This window comes from Rhizobium sp. N731 (genome assembly GCF_001664145.1).
Lineage (GTDB): Bacteria > Pseudomonadota > Alphaproteobacteria > Rhizobiales > Rhizobiaceae > Rhizobium > Rhizobium esperanzae.
The window spans coordinates 427,434-447,047 of record NZ_CP013601.1; the positions used below are offsets into that span (position 1 = coordinate 427,434).

Here is a 19,614-nt window from a genome sequence, read left to right on the forward strand (position 1 = left end):
AGGGCTGAACGGTCAGAACTCTTCCCAGTTATCCCGAGCCACGGCAGCCGAGCCATGCGATTGAGGTGTGGTGCGGCGGGTCGCCGGGGCGTGGCGGACCGCGGGAGCAGCCGCGAAATGTGAGGGGGCTGCAGCCGGCGCACGCATCTGCCTTGCCACGGAGGCGAGTGCAGTCGCGTTGGCGGAGCCGGAGACGCTGAAGCGCGTGGCGAGCGCCTTCAGCGTCTGCGCCTCGTCGTTGAGCGCCACGCTGGCGGCGGTCGCTTCCTCCACCATCGCCGCATTCTGCTGCGTCACCTGATCCATCTGGTTCATGGCCTGGTTGATTTCCTTCAGCCCGACCGCCTGTTCGCTCGCCGATGCCGAGATCTGCCGGATGAGGCTGTTGATGCCCATCACCTGTTCGGCGATCTTGTGCAGCGTGCCGCCGGCGCGCCCGACGAGATCGACGCCTTCCTTGACCTGGACGGCCGAGGTGTTGATCAGCGTCTTGATCTCCTTGGCAGCATTGGCCGAACGCTGCGCGAGTTCACGCACTTCCTGGGCGACGACGGCAAAACCCTTGCCGGCTTCGCCGGCGCGGGCCGCTTCGACGCCGGCATTCAGCGCCAGCAGGTTCGTCTGGAAGGCGATTTCGTCGATGACGCCGATGATCCGTGAAACCTCCGTCGAAGACTGCTCGATCCCATGCATGGAGGCGATGGCTTTCTGCACCACTTCGCCTGACTTCTCGGCATCCTGGCAGGCGAGGTTGACGTTGTCGGCAGCCATGCGGGCATTCTCGGCACTGGAATCGACCTGGGCGGTAAGCTCATTGAGCGCTGCCGCCGTCTCTTCCAGGCTTGCCGCCTGCTGCTCGGTGCGTTTGGCGAGGTCGGAAGCGCTGTTGCTGATCTCGCCGGTGCCGGCGCCGATATTGACGACGCTGAGATTCATCGTGTTGATGGTCTCTTCGAGGCTCGCAAGCGCGGCGTTGAAGTCCTGCTTCAGTTTGCCGTATTCGCCGGGGAATTCCTCGGTGATGCGGTGACCCAGATTGCCCTGGGACAGTTCGGAAAGGCCGGCGCCGACGATCGAGACGATATGACGCTGCAGCGACACCGATTGTTGCCGTTCCGATTCCGAACGGCTGCGCTCGGTCTCGGCGGCCTGTCGCTGGTGGGTGGCCTCGTCTTCGAGGCGCCTGGAGTCGGCGAGTTTGAAGCGGAAGCCTTCGAGCGCCTTGGCGACCGAACCGACTTCGTCGGTACGGTCCTGGGCAGCGATGGGTTCGGCATATTCGCCGTCGCTGAGCGTTTTGACGCTAGCGACAAGGCTGCCGAGCGGCCGCTGTACGAGCGAGCGGACGGCGAAATAGAGCGCGAGCATCACCGCACCGAGCACGATCAGGCCGGTGGCGATCATCATGTAGGTCTGGTCCTGCACCGGCGCGTTGATCGCCGCGTGCGGGACATCGACAAGCACGACCCAGGTGGCGTTGACGCCGGGGACTTCGAACGGATAGACGACGCGGTCGAAGGGGTCGAGGCCGTCATAAGTGAGATTCCTGACAAGGCCGGGCTGCTTGTTCGACAGCGCCGCCTTGACGACGTCGGCGCCTTCGCCGTCATATTGTTTCGTCATCAGGTCGGGGATCGGAGCGACGATCCAGTTGCCGGCCTGCGACAGCAGCGTCACGCGCCCCGAGCCGAAGGGATGCAGCGCCTGCAGCTTGTCGGTCAGCGACTTCAGCGAGATGTCGACACCGCCGACACCGATCATCTTGCCGCCCGCTATGACGGGATAGGCAATTGATGTCAGCTGCGTCGGTACATCTGTTCCCTGGGCGAGATAGGGGGTTGTGATCGCGCCCTTGCCGCTGTCGGCAGCAAGCTTCCACCATTCGGCGGTATAGTCATTGTCGAAGGTGGAGTATTGAATGCCACCGTCCTTGGTCTTCGACCAATAGGGCGTGAAGGCGCCGTTCTTGTTTGTGCCTTCGTCATTATTGTTGGCGATCTCGGTGGTCTTGCCGTCGAGCGCGCCGAGCTGCTCGCAGAACCAGCTGCCGAAGGCAAAGGCGTTCTGTTCGAGATTGGCCTTCAGCACGTTGATCATGCCCTTGCGATCGAGCGATTTGCCCTCATGGCCGCGGCCGATCACGCCCGACATGGTGCGTGCGGCACTGGCGAGTTCGCCGACATTGGCAGCGATTTCATTGGCGATCGATTTTGCCTCGAGATTGGCCTGATCCATCGTCAGCGTCTGGACGCGATCACGCGTCTGGCCGATGAGGAAAAAGTTCGAGACGATGAGAACAAGCGCGATGGCGATGCCGGTGATGACGAGAAGTTTCGCCGCAAGCGATTTCATGCGAAAGATAAACATGGGGTCCTCGGGCAAGGATACGCCGAACGGGCATTCTCCGGCGCAGGAGCGAAGGCATCGCCCCGTCATGGAGCAGCCGCCTGCAGCGGCGCGCGTCTTTCAAGACGCCACGGGACGCTGCAGCACTTTGAATTGGCGGCCGGCTGCAAGAACGAAGGGCGCCGGCGACCACGAGGAAGATCGCCGGAAATACCTTAAATTTGAATGAAACTCGAATGGTCAAGACAAGGAAAACCGCAGAAATCCCCTCAAAACTAAAGGGTTCATTCGGCGGCTTCGCAAAGAGACAGAAACTATATTCTGTCCGCGACGTCCTGGCTTAACGGGATCGAAGGCTGCGCCCCCGCCTTGAGGCATGCGAGCGAGCCGGCGACGGCCGCGCGACGCAGCGCCGAGGCAAAATCGAGGCCTTCGTCGACGCTGGCGGTAAAGTAACCGCAGAAGGTATCGCCCGCGCCGACAGTATCGACAGGTTCGATTTTCAGGCCTTGCGCCCGGGAAACGACGCCGTCGCGGATGGCGATGACGCCATCGCCGCCGAGCGTGACGATCAGCGTCTGGCCGGTCTCCTGGTGCAGGCGGTGAAGGGCCGCCTCGCGCGCTTCGGCGTCCATGCCATCCTGTCCGGCGAGCCGCTCGAACTCGGTCTCATTGGCAATGACGATATCGGCCAGGCGCCCGAGACGCGGCGCATCGGGAGTAAGCGGCGCCAGGTTGAGGATGCTGGTGACGCCCCTGACGCGGGCTTCCGACAGCGCGCGCTCGACCGCGTCAACAGGCACTTCGAGCTGCAGCATCAGAATGTCGCCTTCACTCATCTTGCCGACCGCCGTTTCGGCATCGGCAGCCGTCACCAGGCCGTTGGCGCCGGGGACCACGGCGATCATGTTCTCGCCATCGCCGCCGACCAGGATCAGCGCCGTGCCGGTGGGACCGTCGACATGTTTGACGAGGGAGAGGTCGGTTCCGGCATCATCGAGCAGGGCGAGCGCATCGGCGGCAAAAGCATCCTTGCCGACGGCGCCGGCCATGTGCACATAGCGGCCGGCGCGACGGGCTGCCAGCGCCTGGTTGGCGCCCTTGCCGCCGGCGGCCGTGGCAAAACCGTTGCCGGCCACCGTCTCGCCGGGCTTTGGCAGTCGCTCGGTCGTGGCGATGAGATCCATGTTGATGGATCCGAAAACTGTGATCATCAGGCTGTCCCGTCTTTTGGAGCATGCGAATGACATCATGCTCCTGCTATTTCATGGGGCGAGACACTGCCCGAAGCGATCACTCCTCGTCAACCACCCGAAGCTTGAGAAGGCCGGTACGGCTTTCCACGGATTTGGCCGGAGTCTCGTCGTGGCGGGCGGGCTTGGCGTCGCCGCCTGCCTCGAATTCCAGCGCCTCGATCTTGGCGCCGCGCCTGGTGAGCTTGTCGGCCGATGTGACCACCATGTCGATATCTTTCTGCGCCAGGGCGAAATGGCCCTGCAGCTTGCGCACCCGCTCGTCGAGGCGGCTGAGATCGTCCATCAGCAGCGCCACCTCGCCCTGGATCAGATGCGCCTGCGCCCGCATGCGCTGGTCTTTCAGCACCGCCTGGATGACCTGGATCGACAGCATCAGCAGGGATGGCGAGACGATGACGATGCGCGCCCGGTGCGCCTTCTGCACCACCGCTTCGAAATTTTCGTGGAGCTCGGCAAAGATCGATTCGGACGGCACGAAGAGAAAGGCGGTATCCTGGGTTTCCCCCTGGATCAGATATTTCTCGGCAATATCGCGGATATGGATCTCCATGTCGCGGCGGAACTGCTGGCCGGCGAGCTTGGTGGCCTCGGGGCTGCCGGCGTCGCGGATGGCGTTCCAGGCTTCGAGCGGGAACTTCGCGTCGATGACGAGCGGCGGCGCCCCGTTCGGCATACGGATCGTGCAGTCCGGCCGCGAGCCGTTCGACAGCGTCTGCTGGAAGGCGTAGGCCCCCATCGGCAGGCCGTCGGCGACGATCGTCTCCATCCGCGACTGGCCGAAGGCGCCGCGCGTCTGCTTGTTGGAAAGTATCGCCTGAAGCCCGACGACGTCCTTGGCGAGTGTCTGGATATTGTTCTGCGCCGCGTCGATCACCGCCAGCCGCTCCTGCAGCCGCTGCAGGTTTTCATGCGTCGATTTCGTCTGTTCGGTGATCGTCGAGCTCATGCGCTGCGACATGCCGTCAAGGCGTTGGTTGATCGCCTGGTTGAGCTCGCTCTGCCGCGTGCCGAAGACTTCGGCCATCGCCGTGATCCGGCCCTGCATCTCCGCCTGGATCTTCAGAAGCTCGGCCATGCGCATCGCACTTTCCCTGGCGCGCAGATCCGCCTCCTCCGCCTGTTCGCGGCGAAGGCCGGCCGCACGCAGGAAAAGCACGATTACCAGCAGGATGAGGGCTGCAAGAACGCCGCCGGCCAGCGCCAGCATGGCCGGGCTGATCGAGGCGACGGAAGCTGAAAGCGATTCGGAAGCGACGGTCATGGCGCAACCATAACAGAAGATGCGGCAATATATAGATCAAAACGTGAACGAAGTCGGCAATCCTCAATATCCTGCGATGCCCGCCGCGCCTTGCTGGTCAACGCAGAAAATCGCAGCCGGATTAACGATTGCTCAACCATATTCGCCAAAATCTGTGGCGCAAAATTCCCTCCCGCGCCGTTGCGCCAAAGACAGAGATCTCAATGACATCCCAGCAGACCGACAGTGCGCTGAAACAGCGTCTCGATTTCATCGAACTGGATGAGGCGGCGCGCAAGTCGATGCGGGACCTGCGCCCGGTTATATCAGAGCTGGTCGGCGGCGCCCTCGATAAATTTTACGCCAAGATTGCCAGGACCCCCGCTGTCTCGAGCTTTTTCACGGACAAGAGCCAGGTCGCCCATGCCAAGAAGCGGCAGCAGGATCATTGGGCCAATCTTGCAGGTGGTAGCTTCGACGAAAGCTATGTCGATGGCGTAACGGCGGTCGGCCGCACCCATGCCCGCATCGGGCTGGAGCCGCGCTGGTATATCGGCGGATATGCCCTCGTCATGTCCGAGCTCGTCAAGGGTATCATGGAGAAGCAGTGGCCTTCGGTCTTCGCGCGCCAGCAGGGCAGGCAACTGGCCGAGAAGCTGTCCGCCGTCATCAAATCAGCCATGCTCGACATGGATTATTCCATCTCGGTCTATCTCGAGACGCTGGAAGCCAAGCGCCGTGCGCTGGAAGAGGAGCGCGCCAAGGCGCAATCCGACCAGGCGATCGCGCTGGAGCAGCTGCGCCGCGGCCTGGAAGCACTGTCGAATGGCGATCTCGAAGCCACTCTGCCCTCCGATCTGCCGGGTGATTTCAGGCAGATGGCCGAGCATTACAACCGCGCCGTCAGCGCCCTTCGCCAATCCTTCGCATCCGTGCGCGACACGTCGGGCCAGATCATGAGCGGCGCCGACGTCATTTCCAACGCGACCAACGACCTGGCGCTGCGCACCGCACAGCAGGCGGCCGGCGTCGAGGAAAGCTCGGCGGCCCTGCAGCAGCTTTCCGTCAGCGTCGGCCAGACCGCCGCCAATGCCGAGAAGGCTTCGGACGCCGTACGCGAGACGCAGCAGAAGGCGAAGAATTCGGGTGAACTCGTCACCAGCGCCGTCTCGGCGATGGCCGGCATCGAAAAATCCTCGACGGAGATTTCCAAGATCATCGGCGTCATCGACGAGATCGCCTTCCAGACCAATCTGCTGGCGCTGAACGCCGGCGTCGAGGCAGCGCGCGCCGGCGATGCCGGCAAGGGTTTTGCCGTCGTCGCCCAGGAAGTGCGCCAGCTGGCCCAGCGCACGGCCGAAGCCGCCAAGGAGATCAAGAACCTGATCTCGCAGAGCTCGACCCAGGTCAATGAGGGTGTCGGCATCGTCTCCAGCACCGGCGAGGCGCTGAACGACATGATCGGCCGCATCGACATCATCAACCGCTTCGTCGCCGATATCGCCGCTGCCGCCCGCGATCAGGCGACCGGCGTCAACGAGGTCAGTGTGGCGATCCGCAGCATGGGCGAGATCACCCAACAGAATTCCGGCATGGTCGAGCGCACGTCGGCGGAAACCGGCCGCCTCAAGGACGAGGTGGACCAGCTGATCGAGCTGCTGCGCCGCTTCCGCGCCCGGCCGGAAGGCCGTTCCGTCGCCGCCACCCGCCGGGCGGCATGAGGCGAATATGGCGAAATTCCGGGCGGGGATGCAAAAAAGCGTCTTCCCCGCCCGCCGGATAATTCCATAGTGGGAAAAGATGGGTTATGGGAACGCCCATGACCATCAAGCCACTCATCATTCTTCCCGATCCCCTTCTCCGCCAGCTGTCCAAGCCGATCGAGCGGGTCGACGCCGACCTGCAGCGTCTGGCCGACGACATGCTGGAAACCATGTATGACGCGCCGGGCATCGGCCTTGCCGCCATCCAGATCGGCGTACCGCGCCGCATGCTTGTCATCGACGTGTCGCGCGAAGGCGAAGAAAAGCAGCCGCAGGTCTTCATCAATCCGGAGATCGTCAAATCCTCCGACGAACGCTCGGTCTATGAGGAAGGCTGCCTGTCGATTCCGGATTATTATGCCGAGGTCGAGCGCCCGGCGGTCGTCTCGGTCAAATATCTCGACCGCAACGGCAAGGAACAGACGGTGGAAGCCGACGGCCTGCTCGCCACCTGCCTGCAGCACGAGATCGACCACCTGAACGGCGTGCTGTTCATCGATTATATCTCGCGGTTGAAGCGCGAGATGGTGATCAAGAAGTTCACCAAGGCGGCGAAGTCCAAGGCACTCTGACGAGCGTTGAAAATGCGCCGGCGAGGCACTATGATATCACCGATATCATGATGGAGGTGCCGAATGGGTGACCTGCTTATTCGCGATGTTCCTGACGCAATGAAGCGGCAACTTCAGGAAAGCGCGCAGCGCAATGGCCGCAGCCTTTCGGAAGAGGCGATCGAAATCATCCGCCGGCAGATTGCGGTCGGGCGTTCGGGGGCTTCCGCCGGACAGCGCCTGCGCTCGCTGATGAGCGACGAAAGATTGACCGATGAGGAGGTGGAATCCATCGCCGCATCCCGCCACGAACCCGACCGCGAACCGCCGCGCTTCGACACATGATCGTGCTCGATACGAATGTGATTTCCGAGTTGCAGGGGAGAACCCACAGCGAGCGGATATTGAATTGGCTTGATGGCTACGACGTCGAGATGCTTTTCCTGACGACGATCGCCGTCGCCGAAATGCGCTATGGTCTTGAACTTCTCGACGATGGCAGGCGAAAGGCAACATTGATATCCGACTTCAACCGGATCGAGTCGGAATTTGCCGGCCGCATCCTCGGTTTTTCCCTGAGTGCGGCCAATCGCTACGGCCTTCTGGCGGCGCAGCGCAGAAAGATGGGGCGGCCGATGGAAACGAAGGATGCGATGATTGCCGCCATCTGCCTGGCAAACGGCGCGACGCTCGCCACCCGCAACATCCGAGATTTCGAGGGGCTTGATCTCAAGCTCGTAAACCCGTTTGAAGACGGCTGATCCTCAATTGGCGAGATAGAATGTCTCTTAGCATCATTTTCATGGGAACCCCGGAGTTCTCGGTTCCGACCCTGCGCCTGCTCGTCGACGCCGGCCACAGGGTCGTCGCCGTCTATACGCAGCCGCCGCGGCCGGGCGGCCGGCGCGGGCTCGATCTGCAGAAATCGCCGGTGCATCAGGCGGCCGAGCTGCTTGGTCTGCCGGTCTTCACGCCGGTCAATTTCAAGGATGAGCGGGAGCGTGAGAGGTTTGCCGCCTTCAAGGCCGATGTCGCCGTCGTCGTCGCCTACGGGCTGCTTCTGCCGGAAGCGGTTTTGAATGGCACCCGCGACGGCTGCTATAACGGCCATGCCTCGCTGCTGCCGCGCTGGCGGGGTGCTGCGCCCATCCAGCGGGCGATCATGGCCGGCGACGCAAAGACCGGCATGATGGTGATGAAGATGGACAAGGGTCTCGATACCGGCGCCGTCGCGCTCACCCGCGAAGTCGAGATCGGCCCGAACATGACGGCAGGCGAATTGCACGACCGGCTGATGCAGGTCGGCGCCAAGGCGATGGCGGAAGCCATGGTGAAGCTGGAAATGAACGACCTGCCGCTGACGCCGCAGCGGCAAGACGGCGTGCTTTATGCCGCCAAGATCGACAAGGCCGAGACGCGCATCGACTTCGCCAGGCCGGCGCGGGATGTGCACAACCATATCCGCGGCCTGGCACCGTTTCCGGGCGCCTGGTTCGAGCTTGAGATCGGCGGTAAGCCGGAACGGGTGAAGGTGCTGGGCTCGGAGCTGGCTGAGGGGCAGGGGACCGCCGGACAGTTGCTGACCCACGATCTCGTCGTCGGCTGTGCTTCCGGCGCCGTGCGGCTGACACGGCTGCAGAAGGCAGGCGGCAAGCCGCTTGCCGCGGCCGATTTCCTCCGCGGTACGCCGCTTGCCGCCGGCACGAGGCTTTCCTGATGCCGCGTTTCCGCATGACCGTCGAATATGACGGCGGCCCCTATGTCGGCTGGCAGCGGCAGGAGAACGGCCCCTCGGTGCAGGGGGCGATCGAGGCGGCGGTGTTGTCGCTGACCGGCGAGACAGTGTCGATCCGCGGCGCCGGTCGCACCGATTCCGGCGTTCACGCCATGGGACAGGTGATCCATGCCGACCTTTCCAAGGACTGGTCGCCCTACAAGCTGCAAAATGCCCTGAACGCGCATCTGAGGCTTGCCGGCGAGCGTGTCTCCATTCTCGACGTCGAGGCGGTTCCCGATTTTTTCGATGCCCGCTTTTCGGCACTGCGGCGCCATTACCTCTATCGCATCGTCAGCCGCCGGGCGCCGCTGGCGCTCGAAGCCGGCAAGGCGTGGTGGGTGCCGAAGACGCTCGATCACGAGGTCATGCACGCCGCCGCCCAGAGGCTGGTCGGCCGGCACGATTTCTCCACTTTCCGCTCCGCCCATTGCCAGGCGAACAGCCCGGTGCGCACGCTCGACCGGCTTGACGTGACGCGAAATGGCGAATTGATCGAGATCCGCGCCACGGCGCAGAGCTTTCTCCACAACCAGATCCGTTCCTTCGCCGGCACGCTGAAGCTTGCCGGCGAAGGCAAATGGACCCCTGGGGATGTGCAGGCGGCGCTCGAGGCGCAGGACCGCAAGGCCTGCGGCCCGGTGGCGCCGCCCGAAGGGCTCTATTTCCTGCAGGTGGATTATCCCGAGGTGATCACTGACCGCCGCAGGCCCGCCGAGGAAAACGACGACGATCTCTGATGCTCATGCGATAGCGCGGGTCAGGCGGGGTAGATGCCGAGGAAGTGCTGCAGATATTCCGAAAGGATCATCGATGGCACGAGTAGCACCAGCGTCAGCGCCCCGACCATCAGCGCGTGATCGTGGCAGATCATCCTGAGAATGCGCGCCAGGGCGAAGATCTGCGCCAGCATGAAGGCGAGCAGCAGCAGCGAGACGAGGCCGACGGTGCCGGGCAGGAAGAACACCAGCGCCAATAGCAGACCGTTGATATAGGAGAGCGGCACGCCGAGCCAGTTGACGCTGACGACGACGGGGGCGAAGCGCTCGCCCATGCGGAAGGCAAGCAGCAGCAGCCCGGCAAAGACCAGCGGCACGAACCAGTTGGCGACCTCGACGAGGCCGAGCCTGATGTAGAAGGCAAGATCGACATCGGCCTCGGGCGGCATCGACCGCAGGAAGGCCTGTCGCCACCAGAGCCAGGAAATGCCCATCGGCGGCAGGCACCAGGCCATCGCCCAAAACGACCGGTTGACGCCGCGCTCCGATAGATCGAGGAAGCGGAAGCCGCGCGGATCCATCCGGATCAGCAGCCAGAGGCCGGCCAGATAATACTGGACTTCCCTAAGACCCGGCATGAGCGAACCAGCGGTCGATGAAGGTTTCGTAGATCGCCGTCAGCGTCTCCAGATCGGCAACGGCGACACGCTCATCGACCATGTGCATCGTCTGACCGACCAGGCCGAACTCGACGACCGGACAATAATCCTTGATGAAGCGGGCGTCCGACGTACCGCCGGTGGTCGAAAGCTTCGGCGAGCGGCCGATCGCGCTCTCGATGGCCGAAGACAGCGAGGCGATCACGGCGTTGTTGCGTGTCAGGAAGACATGGCTCGGCCGGTCGGCCCAGACGATATCGTATTTCACCGGCTCCCGGCCCGGCCGCAGCTGGCCGTTGCCGGCAGCGGCCTCGAGCCGGCGCAGGATTTCCGCACGCAGCGTTTCGACGGTCCAGCTGTCGTTGAAGCGGATGTTGAAGCTGGCCGATGCCTTGGCCGGAATGACGTTGGTGGCCGGATTGCCGACATCGACCGTCGTCACTTCGAGGTTCGACGGCTGGAAATCGTCGGTGCCAGCGTCGAAGGGCGGATCCATCAGCGCCTGGGTCAGCTGCAGCATGCCGCGCACCGGATTGTCGGCGAGGTGCGGGTAGGCGGCATGGCCCTGAACGCCATGCACGGTGATCTTCCCCGACAGCGAGCCGCGCCGGCCGATCTTGATCATGTCGCCGAGCCGGTCCGGATTGGTCGGTTCTCCCACAAGGCAGGCGTCCCAGCGTTCGCCTCGCTCCGCCGCCCATTGCAGCAGTTTGATCGTGCCGTTGATCGCGGGGCCTTCTTCGTCGCCGGTGATGAGGAAAGAGATCGAGCCGGCCGGCGGCCCGTTCTTTTCGATATGACGGGCGACGGCGGCGACGAAACAGGCGATGCCGCCCTTCATGTCGACGGCGCCGCGTCCGAAGAGCTCGCCCTTTGATATCTCCGCGGCAAAAGGCGGGTGCGTCCAGGCGGCTTCATCGCCAACCGGCACGACATCGGTATGGCCGGCAAACATCAAGTGCGGACCGTCGCTGCCGAGGCGGGCATAGAGGTTCTCGATATCTGGTGTTCCCTCTTCGCTCGCTTTCACTTTGTCGACTTTGAAGCCGAGCGGTGTAAGCATCGCTTCCAGCGCCGTCAGCGCGCCGCCTTCGGCTGGCGTGACGGAGGGGCAGCGAATCAGCGTCTGCAGATTGGCGACGGGATCGGTAGCGGTCATGGCGGTCGAACTATCCGGCGGGAATGGCAAAGACATGGCAAGGCGAGGCCGCCTCGCTCAAAAAGACGTCGCCTGTTTACCGGATCAATGCCCCGGTGTCATCAATCTCTGAGCAGCTCGTTGATGCCGGTCTTCGAACGGGTCTGTTCGTCGACGCGCTTGACGATGACGGCGCAGTAGAGATGCGGCGCCGGCTGGCCGTTTGCCATCGTCGCATTGGCCGAGGCCATTGAGCCGGCGACGACGACGGAATAGGGCGGCACTTCGCCGTACATCACCTCGCCGGTGGCGCGGTCGACGATCTTGGTCGACTTGCCGATATAGACGCCCATGCCGAGCACCGAGCCTTCGCGGATGATGCAGCCTTCGACCACTTCGGAACGGGCGCCGATGAAGCAATTGTCCTCGATGATCGTCGGGCCGGCCTGCATCGGCTCCAGCACGCCGCCGATGCCGACGCCGCCGGACAGATGCACATGTTTGCCGATCTGCGCGCAGGAGCCGACCGTCGCCCAGGTGTCGACCATCGTGCCTTCGCCGACATAGGCGCCGAGATTGACGAAGGAGGGCATCAGGATGGCGTTCGGGGCGATATAGGCCGAGCGGCGCACGACGCAGTTGGGCACGGCGCGGAAGCCCGCCGCCCGGAACTGGTTTTCGCCCCAATTCTCGAATTTCGAGGGAACCTTATCCCACCAGGTGGAATTGCCGGAGCCGCCCTTGACCACCTCCATGTCGTTGAGGCGGAAGGACAAGAGCACCGCCTTCTTCAGCCACTGATTGACCGTCCAGGCGCCGTCGGCGCCGCGGGTCGCGACGCGGGCCTTGCCGGAATCGAGCAGATCGAGCGCCGCTTCGACCGCATCACGGACCTCGCCCTTCGTCGACATGTTCACATTATCGCGATTGTCGAAGGCGGCTTCGATGGTCTTTTCCAGGGATGCGAGGTCGGTGGCGCTCATGAGAATTCCTTAAACTTCGATCTTTATCGTGGAGACGGCGGAGTCTCCGGACATGCGATCGGCGTGGGTTTGTCCTGCTCTACAGCATGCACCCGTAGAACGGAATGATTTTTCGAACAAGATCATACCTGGATTCAAGGCGTTATAGCGACATATCCGGTTTCACGGCCGGCAATACTGAAAGGCATTTCGAAATGGCGAAGGGACGAAACGGCGGTTCGCGGCGCAAGGATGGCGTATGGGACCCGTTGAAGAGCAGCTCGACCGACAGGCAGCGCGCCGAAGCCGTGCCGAAGACGCCGCAGACGTTGTCGCCGGCCTATCGCCTAGCCTATGTCGACGAGGATTTCCTCTGCCGCGAGGAATTGCGGCCGATCCGGCTGCAGCTGGAACTCTTGAAGACCGAGATGATGCTGACCGAACGCGGCATCCGCTCGACCGTCGTCATGTTCGGCGGCGCCCGCATTCCCGCCCCCGGCCAGAGCGCCTGGGCGGCGCGCAACGAGATCCAGCGCGCCAATCTGGAGGCGGCCTCCGTCTATTATGACGAGGCGCGCAAATTTGCCCGTCTCTGCTCGAAATATTCGGCGGGCTTCGACTTTCAGGAATATGTCATCGTCACCGGCGGCGGCCCCGGCGTCATGGAGGCGGGCAATCGCGGCGCAGCCGATGAGGGCGCGCCGTCGATCGGTCTCAACATCGTGCTGCCGCACGAACAAGCTCCGAACACCTATGTGACGCCGGAGCTCAGCTTCAACTTCCACTATTTCGCCATTCGCAAGATGCATTTCATGGTGCGCGCCAAGGCGATCGCGGTCTTTCCCGGCGGCTTCGGGACGCTCGACGAATTCTTCGAATGCCTGACGCTGATCCAGACCGGCCGCATGGAACGTCTGCCGCTGATCCTTTTCGGGGAAGCCTTCTGGCGCAGCATCATCAATTTCGAGGCCTTGGCCGAATTCGGCACGATCGCGCCCGACGACGTCAAGCTGATCAGCTTCGTTGATACGGCCGACGCCGCGTGGAAGATCGTCCAGGATTTCTACGAACATCGCGAGTAGGGGGGCCGAGCGCAGCGTCTCGATTGCAACGCGTATCTTCTTCCCCGCCGGGGCGGGGAAGGAGTATGCAATGGTTCACCGCCCTTACAGTAGCGGCCGGTCCGGCATGTCGTCGATCGAGATGACCCCATCCTTGTTGCTGTCCATCCGCGCAAACAGCTTGTCGAGGGCGGCGGAGGCTTCCTGTTTGGAGATCTGGCCGTTCTCGTCGGTATCGACGCGGCGCATCATCATCGAGGCGCGCATGAAATTGCCGCCATGGCGCATCCAGTGACGTCCGTCGCGGCCTTCATGATCTTCGCGCGGCGGCCGTCCCTGATCGTCATTGTCCAGCAGGTCGGGCACGGCATTGACGTCGTCATTCTCGCCGACCTCCTGCTTGCGCTCATCCTTCATCGCCTTCATCTGCGTTTCCCGGTACTGGCGGATTTCGCCGGGTGTCAACGAACCGTCATTATTGGTGTCGATCGCAGCAAAGATCTTGTCGAGACCGGCGGTTGCCTCTTCCTTGGAGATCTGACCGTCCTTGTTGGTGTCGAACTGCTTGAGCATTCTGACATAGGTGACTTCGCGGAAGCCAGCCGGACCCGGGCGGTCCATGCCGGCATGATGCGGGCGCGGCCCGTCGCCCGGTGCGGCAAAGCTTGCCCCGGCTGCGGCGCCGAAGATAAGGACGGAGGAGAGCGCTGCCAGTATCAGCTTGTTGCGGTACATCGTGTTTCCCTTTCGTAAGGTGTCCCCTCACGAAAGAAGCTACGGCAGCAGGCCTCAATGACCCAGTTAAACATCGGTAAGCTGGGTGAAACTTTCGTAACCTGGCGGTCAGCCGCCGGATCTGGTCACCTTGCCGAGAAATGCAACGAGGTCATCGGTGACGAAATCGATGTGATCCTCGTCGCCGCTGGTCTTTTCCCACCATTCGACGACGGTCTCTTCCAGATTGCGCGGCACCAGCAGCACGGTCTGCATGCCGAGCGCCTTCGGCACCGTCAGATTGCGCGGCAGATCCTCGAACATCGCCGCCTTGTTCGTTTCGACGCGCTTCAGCACCGCAAACTTGTCGTAGGTCGCCTGCGCCGGCTTCGGCACGTAATCGGCGGCGACGATGTCGAAGATATCGTCGAAATGCTCGAGAATGCCGAGCGCTCCGGCGGTCATTTCGGCATGTTTGACGCTGCCGTTGGTGAAGATGAATTTGCGCCCCGGCAGCTTCTTGATCGCTTCGCCGAGTTCCGGCTGCGGCGTCAGCGCCGAATAGTCGATCGCATGCGCCTTTTCGAGGAAATCGTTCGGGTCGATGCCGTGATGGATCATCAGGCCCTGCAGCGTCGTGCCGTGGTCGAGATAATACTGCTTCTGCAGCTTGCGCGCTTCTTCCCGCTCCATCTGTAACAGCGCCGCGACATAGGCGGTCATGTTCTTGTCGATCTGCGCGAAAAGATTGATGTGATGCGGGTAGAGGGTGTTGTCGAGGTCGAACACCCAGTCTGTCACGTGTTCGAAATCGGCTTTTTCAGGCGTACGGTCGATCTTGGTCATGGCCGCCCTTATGGCACGGCTGCTCGCCCAAGGAAATCGACAAGAAAAAATAGACGCCCGATTTTCGGCGGACGCGGCAGGCGTTGGATGTTAGAAAGCGCACATGCTTTTCGAACGCCCCGACGATGATACGCTCTATGACGCCCTGGTCGCGCGCAGCGCCGATTACGAGGGCCAGGCCTATGTTTGCGTGAAGACGACGGGCATCTTCTGCCGTCTGACCTGCCCGGCGCGCAAGCCGAAGCGGGAAAACACGCTCTTCTTCGAGACGATCGCCGCCTGCATGCATTCCGGCTTTCGCCCCTGCCAGCGCTGCAGGCCGCTGGAACCGCAGCCGGGCCGGGAGCCAGTCGTCGACGAGCTGCTGGCGCGGCTGGACAGCGAGCCGGAGGTTCGCTGGACCGAGGAGGAGCTTGTGCGCCGCGGCCATGATCCCTCGACCGTGCGCCGCGCCTTCAAGCGGGCGCTCGGCATGACCTTCCATGACATCGTCCGTTACCGCAGGCTCGGAGAAGCGGCCCGGCAGCTGGCGGATGGAGCGCGTGTCATCGATGCCCAGATCGACGCCGGATACGAATCTCCGAGCGGCTTCCGGTCGGCGTTCCAGCGGATGGTCGGCAAGGCGCCGGCGCTCTCGCAGAACCGCGAGCTGCTCTTTGCCGATTGGTTCGATACGCCGCTCGGACCGATGATCGCGGTCGCCGACAAGACGCATCTGCATCTGCTCGAATTTCACGATAGAAAGGCGCTACTGAGCGAACTCGAAGCGCTGCAGAAGCGCGTCCGCTCCTCCGTCGCGATCGGCCGCACCCCGGCGATCGATCAGATCGAGGCGGAGATCCGCGATTATTTCGAAGGCCGGCTGACCGTTTTCAAGGCGCCCCTGGCCCTTGGCGGCACGCCCTTTGAAAAGCATGTCTGGGCAAGGCTGATGGAGATCCCCCTCGGGCAGACGCGCGCCTATGGCGATCTCGCCAGGGAGATGGAGAGGCCGGAGGTGGTGCGGGCCGTCGGCCGCGCCAATGGCGCCAACCAGCTTGCAATCATCGTGCCCTGCCATCGCATTCTCGGCGCCGATGGTTCTCTGACCGGTTACGGCGGCGGGCTCTGGCGCAAGCAGTGGCTGCTGCGCCATGAAGAGAAAATCAGCACAGAGACAAGGATGGAGGAGACAGCATGAACCAGACTGAAAAGGCCAAGGCATTCGGCGCGCTTCACCGGAAGGGCGACCCGATCGTCCTTTACAATATCTGGGATGCGGGGACGGCAAAGGCCGTCGCCGATGCCGGCGCCAAGGCGCTTGCGACGGGAAGCTGGTCGGTCGCCGCCGCCCATGGCTTTGCCGACGGCGAAAAGCTGCCGATGTCGGTGCTGGTGGAGACGGCAAAATCCATCACCGATGCCGTCGACCTGCCGCTTTCGGTCGATTTCGAAGGGGCGTATTCCGCCGATCCTCAGGGGGCGGCCGCCAATGTCGCCAGGCTGATGAATGTGGGGGTCATCGGCATCAATTTCGAGGATCGGGTGGTCGCCGGCGAGGGGCTCTATCCCGTCGAAAGCCAGGCGGCCCGCATCCGCGCCATTCGCGCCATGGCCGACGGCAAGGATATCCCCTTCTTCATCAACGCCCGCACCGACCTCTTCCTGGCCGAGAGCGATCTTGCCAAACATGCGGGCCTGGTGGACGAGGCGATCGAGCGGGGCAGGGCCTATGCGGCCGCCGGCGGCAACGGCTTCTTCGTGCCTGGCCTGATCGACCCCGCCTTGATCGAAAAGATCTGCGCGGCATCGTCGCTGCCGGTCAATGTCATGATGCGGGCAGGCGCTCCCGACGTGAAAACCCTGGCAAAGCTCGGCGTCGGCCGCATCAGCTATGGCCCGGGGCCCTACCGGTCGATGATGGAAAAGCTGAAACAGGAGGCGGCGGCGATTTATAGCCTGCTTTGACGCCGCTGTGGGCGAGGGCCGCATCCGTATGTTGGGCTGCGGCCCTTAAATCACATCCTGCTCGGCTCAGGAGCGGAAGCGCAGGTTGCGCCGCGTCAGCTGGTCGACCGAGGTGCAGCCCATCAGCTTCATGTCGCGTTCGATCTCGGTGCGGATCGTCTCCAGCGCCCGTTCGACGCCGGGCTGTCCGGCGGCGGCCAGCGGGAAGAGATAGTAGCGGCCGAGCCCGACTGCCTTTGCCCCCAGCGACAGCGCTTTCAGAACATGTGTTCCCCGCTGCACGCCGCCATCCATCATCACGTCGATTCGGTCGCCGACGGCATCGACGATCTCGGCCAACTGGTCGAAAGCGCTGCGCGAACCGTCGAGCTGGCGGCCGCCGTGGTTGGACAGCACGATGCCGGTGCAGCCGATCTCGACCGCGCGCTTGGCGTCCTCCACCGACATGATGCCCTTCAGGCAAAATTGCCCGCCCCAGGCCTGCACCATCTCGGCCACGTCGGTCCACGACATCGAGGGGTCGAGCATTTCGGTGAAGTAGCGGCTGATCGACAGCGCACCGCCGTCCATCTTGACGTGGTTTTCGAGCTGCGGCAGCCGGAACGCCTCATGCGTCATCCAGCCGATCGCCCAGGACGGCTTGATCGCGAACTGCATCATGCCGGCGAGATTGAGCTTGAAGGGAATGGCAAAGCCCGTGCGCTTGTCGCGCTCGCGGTTGCCGCCGGTGATGCTGTCGACCGTCAGCATCATCGCCTGCACGCCCGCCGTTTTCGCCCGCGCCATCATTTCGTGGTTCAGCCCGCGGTCCTTATGGAAATAGAACTGATAGACCTGAGGCCCGTCGCTGATCTGCCTGGCCTCCTCCAGGCTGATCGTGCCGAGTGAGGAAACCCCGAACATCGTGCCGTGTTTTGCCGCTGCCGCCGCGACCGCCCGTTCCCCCTGGTGGTGAAACAGCCGCTGCAGCGCCGTCGGCGAGCAATAGACCGGCATGGCGAGCTTCTGCCCCATGACCGTCACCGACATATCGACCTCGGCCACGCCCTTGAGAACGTCTGGCACCAGATCACAATTTTCGAAAGCCGCGGTATTGCGCCGATACGTCACCTCGTCATCGGCGGCACCATCGATATAGTCGAAGATCGGCCCCGGAAGACGCCGTTTGGCCATGCGCCGGAAATCGTGAAAATTATAGCAGTCTGTAAGGCGCATCTTTTTGCTCGACCCAGTTAGTTTTCGGGCCGCAACCTAAAGCACGATTCGAAACCTTGCCAAGGCTAGATTGTGCGATTTGCGACCTGTCGGATGGATATTGCGGCTTGGGTGGGTTTGCAGGCGGATAATGATCTGCTGGGCGCGCTCATGCAGAGGCTGAGCTGTCTCTCCCCGGCCTGTGCCTCGGCGCGGCATTCTCCAACGCCCCTCATCCTGACGCGCGCAGCCCGCAGGGCGAAGCATCGAAGGACATGCCGCAACGCCGCTGCTTGCATCCATCCGCTGCCAGCGCACCCGCCCCGCCCTTCGAGGTCCCTCCGGGGCACCTCAGGGGGAGGCTCTCTTGAACGCCGCGCTATATTCTGTGGTACTCCTCAACGCTGACCAACAGGATGATCCTCACCAGTGTCTCCGGAGACTTCAACGCGTCTCAACCCATCCCTCGGTACGATCGTGTGCGGGAGCTTGATCGCTGAAGCCAGACCGAGCGCTGCCAGCAGCCGGATAAAATGCCAGCCGAGGTCTAGCTGCCCCGGCTCGATGCCGAGCCGCGCCGATTCCGGAAAGGCGTGATGGTTGCCGTGGAAGCTCTCGCCGAAGGTCACCAGCCCGAAATGCGGTAGATTATAGCCTTGCACCGCGACGTCATCGACGCTCCAGCCTTGATGGCCGTGCCGATGGGCGAAATGACCGACCAGCCAGTGCCCGGTCAGCGACACCGAGACCCGCACGGCAATCCCCCAGACCAGCCACGGCAGTCCGCCAAGAATGAGGAGCAGGAGTCCCAAGGGAATTTGCTGCGCCATCCATGTCGCCTCCAGAAAACGATAGAAGCGGTCGCCCCGCTCACGCTCTTCAAGGACGAAACGTGGCGGCCGGTCGAGCGCCACGGCGCAATGCATCTGCCAGAAGGCGTCGACGAAGAACGATCGCCGATGGGCATAGAGGTCATGGCAGTCTCGTTGCCGCTGCGCCCAGTCGCGAATATCGTGGGCGTAGATCATGCCAAAGGGGCCGGCCATGCCGACCAGCGTGCCGAGATAGACGAGCAAGCGCTCGAGCCAGAGCGGAGCGCTGAAGGAACGGTGAATCAGCAGCCGGTGCATGCCCACCGAATGGCCAAGGCAGATCGTGATGGCGGTCGATAGAACAAAGACGGTAACAGCGCTCCAGCTGAAGGTCAGTGGTCCGTCCACTACGGCAACCACGGTCATTGCGGTGATCCAGATCGATTTCGCGGGCATCCAGACCACTCTGCCCTTCACGGGATCGCTGCTATCGTCGATCATGCGTCCGGTGGAAATACTGCTCATAACAACTCCTTCCCATCGGGCGCCACTTGAACACCGGCCGGCAATTCATTAATTAAGCAATTACCTAATTACCTTGCATCAGGAAAAACAGTTAAGCAATGCGCTAA

19 protein-coding genes are annotated in these 19,614 nt (G+C 62.8%); 9 read left to right on the forward strand and 10 right to left on the reverse strand.

Features of this window, described 5'->3' with window-relative positions:
• Nucleotides 1-12: 12 nt before the first annotated feature.
• The 3 genes from AMK02_RS02120 to AMK02_RS02130 form a co-directional block, all read right to left on the reverse strand.
• On the reverse strand, nucleotides 13-2,367 hold the full coding sequence (locus AMK02_RS02120; RefSeq protein WP_064800466.1) for a methyl-accepting chemotaxis protein: 2,355 nt from the start codon (nucleotides 2,365-2,367) through the stop codon (nucleotides 13-15).
• Nucleotides 2,368-2,660: 293 nt separating this feature from the next.
• Nucleotides 2,661-3,560: a ribokinase gene (locus tag AMK02_RS02125; protein WP_064805856.1), complete on the reverse strand. Its 900-nt coding sequence runs from the start codon at nucleotides 3,558-3,560 to the stop codon at nucleotides 2,661-2,663.
• Between the two features lie 79 nt (nucleotides 3,561-3,639).
• A complete protein-coding gene (locus AMK02_RS02130; protein WP_064800467.1) occupies nucleotides 3,640-4,863 on the reverse strand; it encodes a DNA recombination protein RmuC in 1,224 nt (407 codons plus the stop codon).
• A 203-nt stretch (nucleotides 4,864-5,066) separates the two neighbouring features.
• Between AMK02_RS02130 and AMK02_RS02135 the strand changes: the two genes are divergently transcribed.
• The 6 genes from AMK02_RS02135 (at nucleotide 5,067) to truA (ending at nucleotide 9,670) form a co-directional block, all read left to right on the forward strand.
• Nucleotides 5,067-6,563 (forward strand): globin-coupled sensor protein, encoded by a 1,497-nt coding sequence (locus AMK02_RS02135; protein ID WP_064805858.1) that lies wholly within the window; start codon nucleotides 5,067-5,069, stop codon nucleotides 6,561-6,563.
• Nucleotides 6,564-6,661: 98 nt separating this feature from the next.
• Nucleotides 6,662-7,177: a peptide deformylase gene (gene def / locus AMK02_RS02140; protein WP_064805860.1), complete on the forward strand. Its 516-nt coding sequence runs from the start codon at nucleotides 6,662-6,664 to the stop codon at nucleotides 7,175-7,177.
• 63 nt (nucleotides 7,178-7,240) lie between these two features.
• A complete protein-coding gene (locus tag AMK02_RS02145; protein ID WP_004675454.1) occupies nucleotides 7,241-7,501 on the forward strand; it encodes a FitA-like ribbon-helix-helix domain-containing protein in 261 nt (86 codons plus the stop codon).
• Nucleotides 7,498-7,917: a type II toxin-antitoxin system VapC family toxin gene (locus AMK02_RS02150; RefSeq protein WP_064800468.1), complete on the forward strand. Its 420-nt coding sequence runs from the start codon at nucleotides 7,498-7,500 to the stop codon at nucleotides 7,915-7,917. The genes AMK02_RS02145 and AMK02_RS02150 overlap by 4 nt, the downstream gene beginning before the upstream one ends.
• Before the next feature lie 20 nt (nucleotides 7,918-7,937).
• Nucleotides 7,938-8,873 (forward strand): methionyl-tRNA formyltransferase, encoded by a 936-nt coding sequence (fmt, locus tag AMK02_RS02155; protein WP_064800469.1) that lies wholly within the window; start codon nucleotides 7,938-7,940, stop codon nucleotides 8,871-8,873.
• Nucleotides 8,873-9,670, forward strand: a complete 798-nt coding sequence (gene truA, locus AMK02_RS02160; protein WP_064800470.1) for a tRNA pseudouridine(38-40) synthase TruA — start codon at nucleotides 8,873-8,875, stop codon at nucleotides 9,668-9,670. Before fmt ends, truA begins: the two co-directional genes overlap by 1 nt.
• A gap of 20 nt (nucleotides 9,671-9,690) precedes the next feature.
• Here truA and AMK02_RS02165 read toward each other — a convergent pair whose 3' ends face one another.
• From AMK02_RS02165 to dapD, 3 genes are all read right to left on the reverse strand, one after another.
• Nucleotides 9,691-10,287 (reverse strand): hypothetical protein, encoded by a 597-nt coding sequence (locus AMK02_RS02165; RefSeq protein ID WP_064800471.1) that lies wholly within the window; start codon nucleotides 10,285-10,287, stop codon nucleotides 9,691-9,693.
• Nucleotides 10,274-11,467: a succinyl-diaminopimelate desuccinylase gene (dapE, locus tag AMK02_RS02170; protein ID WP_064800472.1), complete on the reverse strand. Its 1,194-nt coding sequence runs from the start codon at nucleotides 11,465-11,467 to the stop codon at nucleotides 10,274-10,276. The genes AMK02_RS02165 and dapE overlap by 14 nt, the downstream gene beginning before the upstream one ends.
• A 101-nt stretch (nucleotides 11,468-11,568) precedes the next feature.
• A complete protein-coding gene (gene dapD, locus AMK02_RS02175; RefSeq protein WP_064800473.1) occupies nucleotides 11,569-12,429 on the reverse strand; it encodes a 2,3,4,5-tetrahydropyridine-2,6-dicarboxylate N-succinyltransferase in 861 nt (286 codons plus the stop codon).
• 194 nt (nucleotides 12,430-12,623) lie between these two features.
• On the opposite strand from dapD, the gene AMK02_RS02180 reads away from it, so the two are divergent.
• Complete coding sequence (locus tag AMK02_RS02180) at nucleotides 12,624-13,490, forward strand: LOG family protein (protein ID WP_064800474.1); 867 nt, start codon at nucleotides 12,624-12,626, stop codon at nucleotides 13,488-13,490.
• A gap of 84 nt (nucleotides 13,491-13,574) precedes the next feature.
• On the opposite strand, the gene AMK02_RS02185 is transcribed toward AMK02_RS02180, so the two are convergent.
• Nucleotides 13,575-14,204 (reverse strand): EF-hand domain-containing protein, encoded by a 630-nt coding sequence (locus tag AMK02_RS02185; protein WP_064800475.1) that lies wholly within the window; start codon nucleotides 14,202-14,204, stop codon nucleotides 13,575-13,577.
• 108 nt (nucleotides 14,205-14,312) lie between these two features.
• Nucleotides 14,313-15,029, reverse strand: a complete 717-nt coding sequence (locus AMK02_RS02190) for a pyrimidine 5'-nucleotidase (protein WP_064800476.1) — start codon at nucleotides 15,027-15,029, stop codon at nucleotides 14,313-14,315.
• 103 nt (nucleotides 15,030-15,132) lie between these two features.
• Here AMK02_RS02190 and AMK02_RS02195 point away from each other — a divergent pair, with 103 nt between their 5' ends.
• Together AMK02_RS02195 and AMK02_RS02200 are read left to right on the forward strand one after the other, a co-directional pair.
• Nucleotides 15,133-16,209 carry a bifunctional transcriptional activator/DNA repair enzyme AdaA gene (locus AMK02_RS02195; protein WP_064800477.1) on the forward strand — a complete coding sequence of 359 codons (1,077 nt, stop codon included), beginning with the start codon at nucleotides 15,133-15,135 and terminating at the stop codon, nucleotides 16,207-16,209.
• Nucleotides 16,206-16,976, forward strand: coding sequence for an isocitrate lyase/PEP mutase family protein (locus AMK02_RS02200; RefSeq protein ID WP_064800478.1), 771 nt, complete (start codon nucleotides 16,206-16,208; stop codon nucleotides 16,974-16,976). Before AMK02_RS02195 ends, AMK02_RS02200 begins: the two co-directional genes overlap by 4 nt.
• Before the next feature lie 66 nt (nucleotides 16,977-17,042).
• Here AMK02_RS02200 and AMK02_RS02205 read toward each other — a convergent pair whose 3' ends face one another.
• Nucleotides 17,043-18,191 carry an alpha-hydroxy acid oxidase gene (locus tag AMK02_RS02205; protein WP_064800479.1) on the reverse strand — a complete coding sequence of 383 codons (1,149 nt, stop codon included), beginning with the start codon at nucleotides 18,189-18,191 and terminating at the stop codon, nucleotides 17,043-17,045.
• A 377-nt stretch (nucleotides 18,192-18,568) separates the two neighbouring features.
• Nucleotides 18,569-19,507, reverse strand: a complete 939-nt coding sequence (locus AMK02_RS02210; protein WP_064800480.1) for a fatty acid desaturase — start codon at nucleotides 19,505-19,507, stop codon at nucleotides 18,569-18,571.
• Nucleotides 19,508-19,614 lie beyond the last annotated feature (107 nt).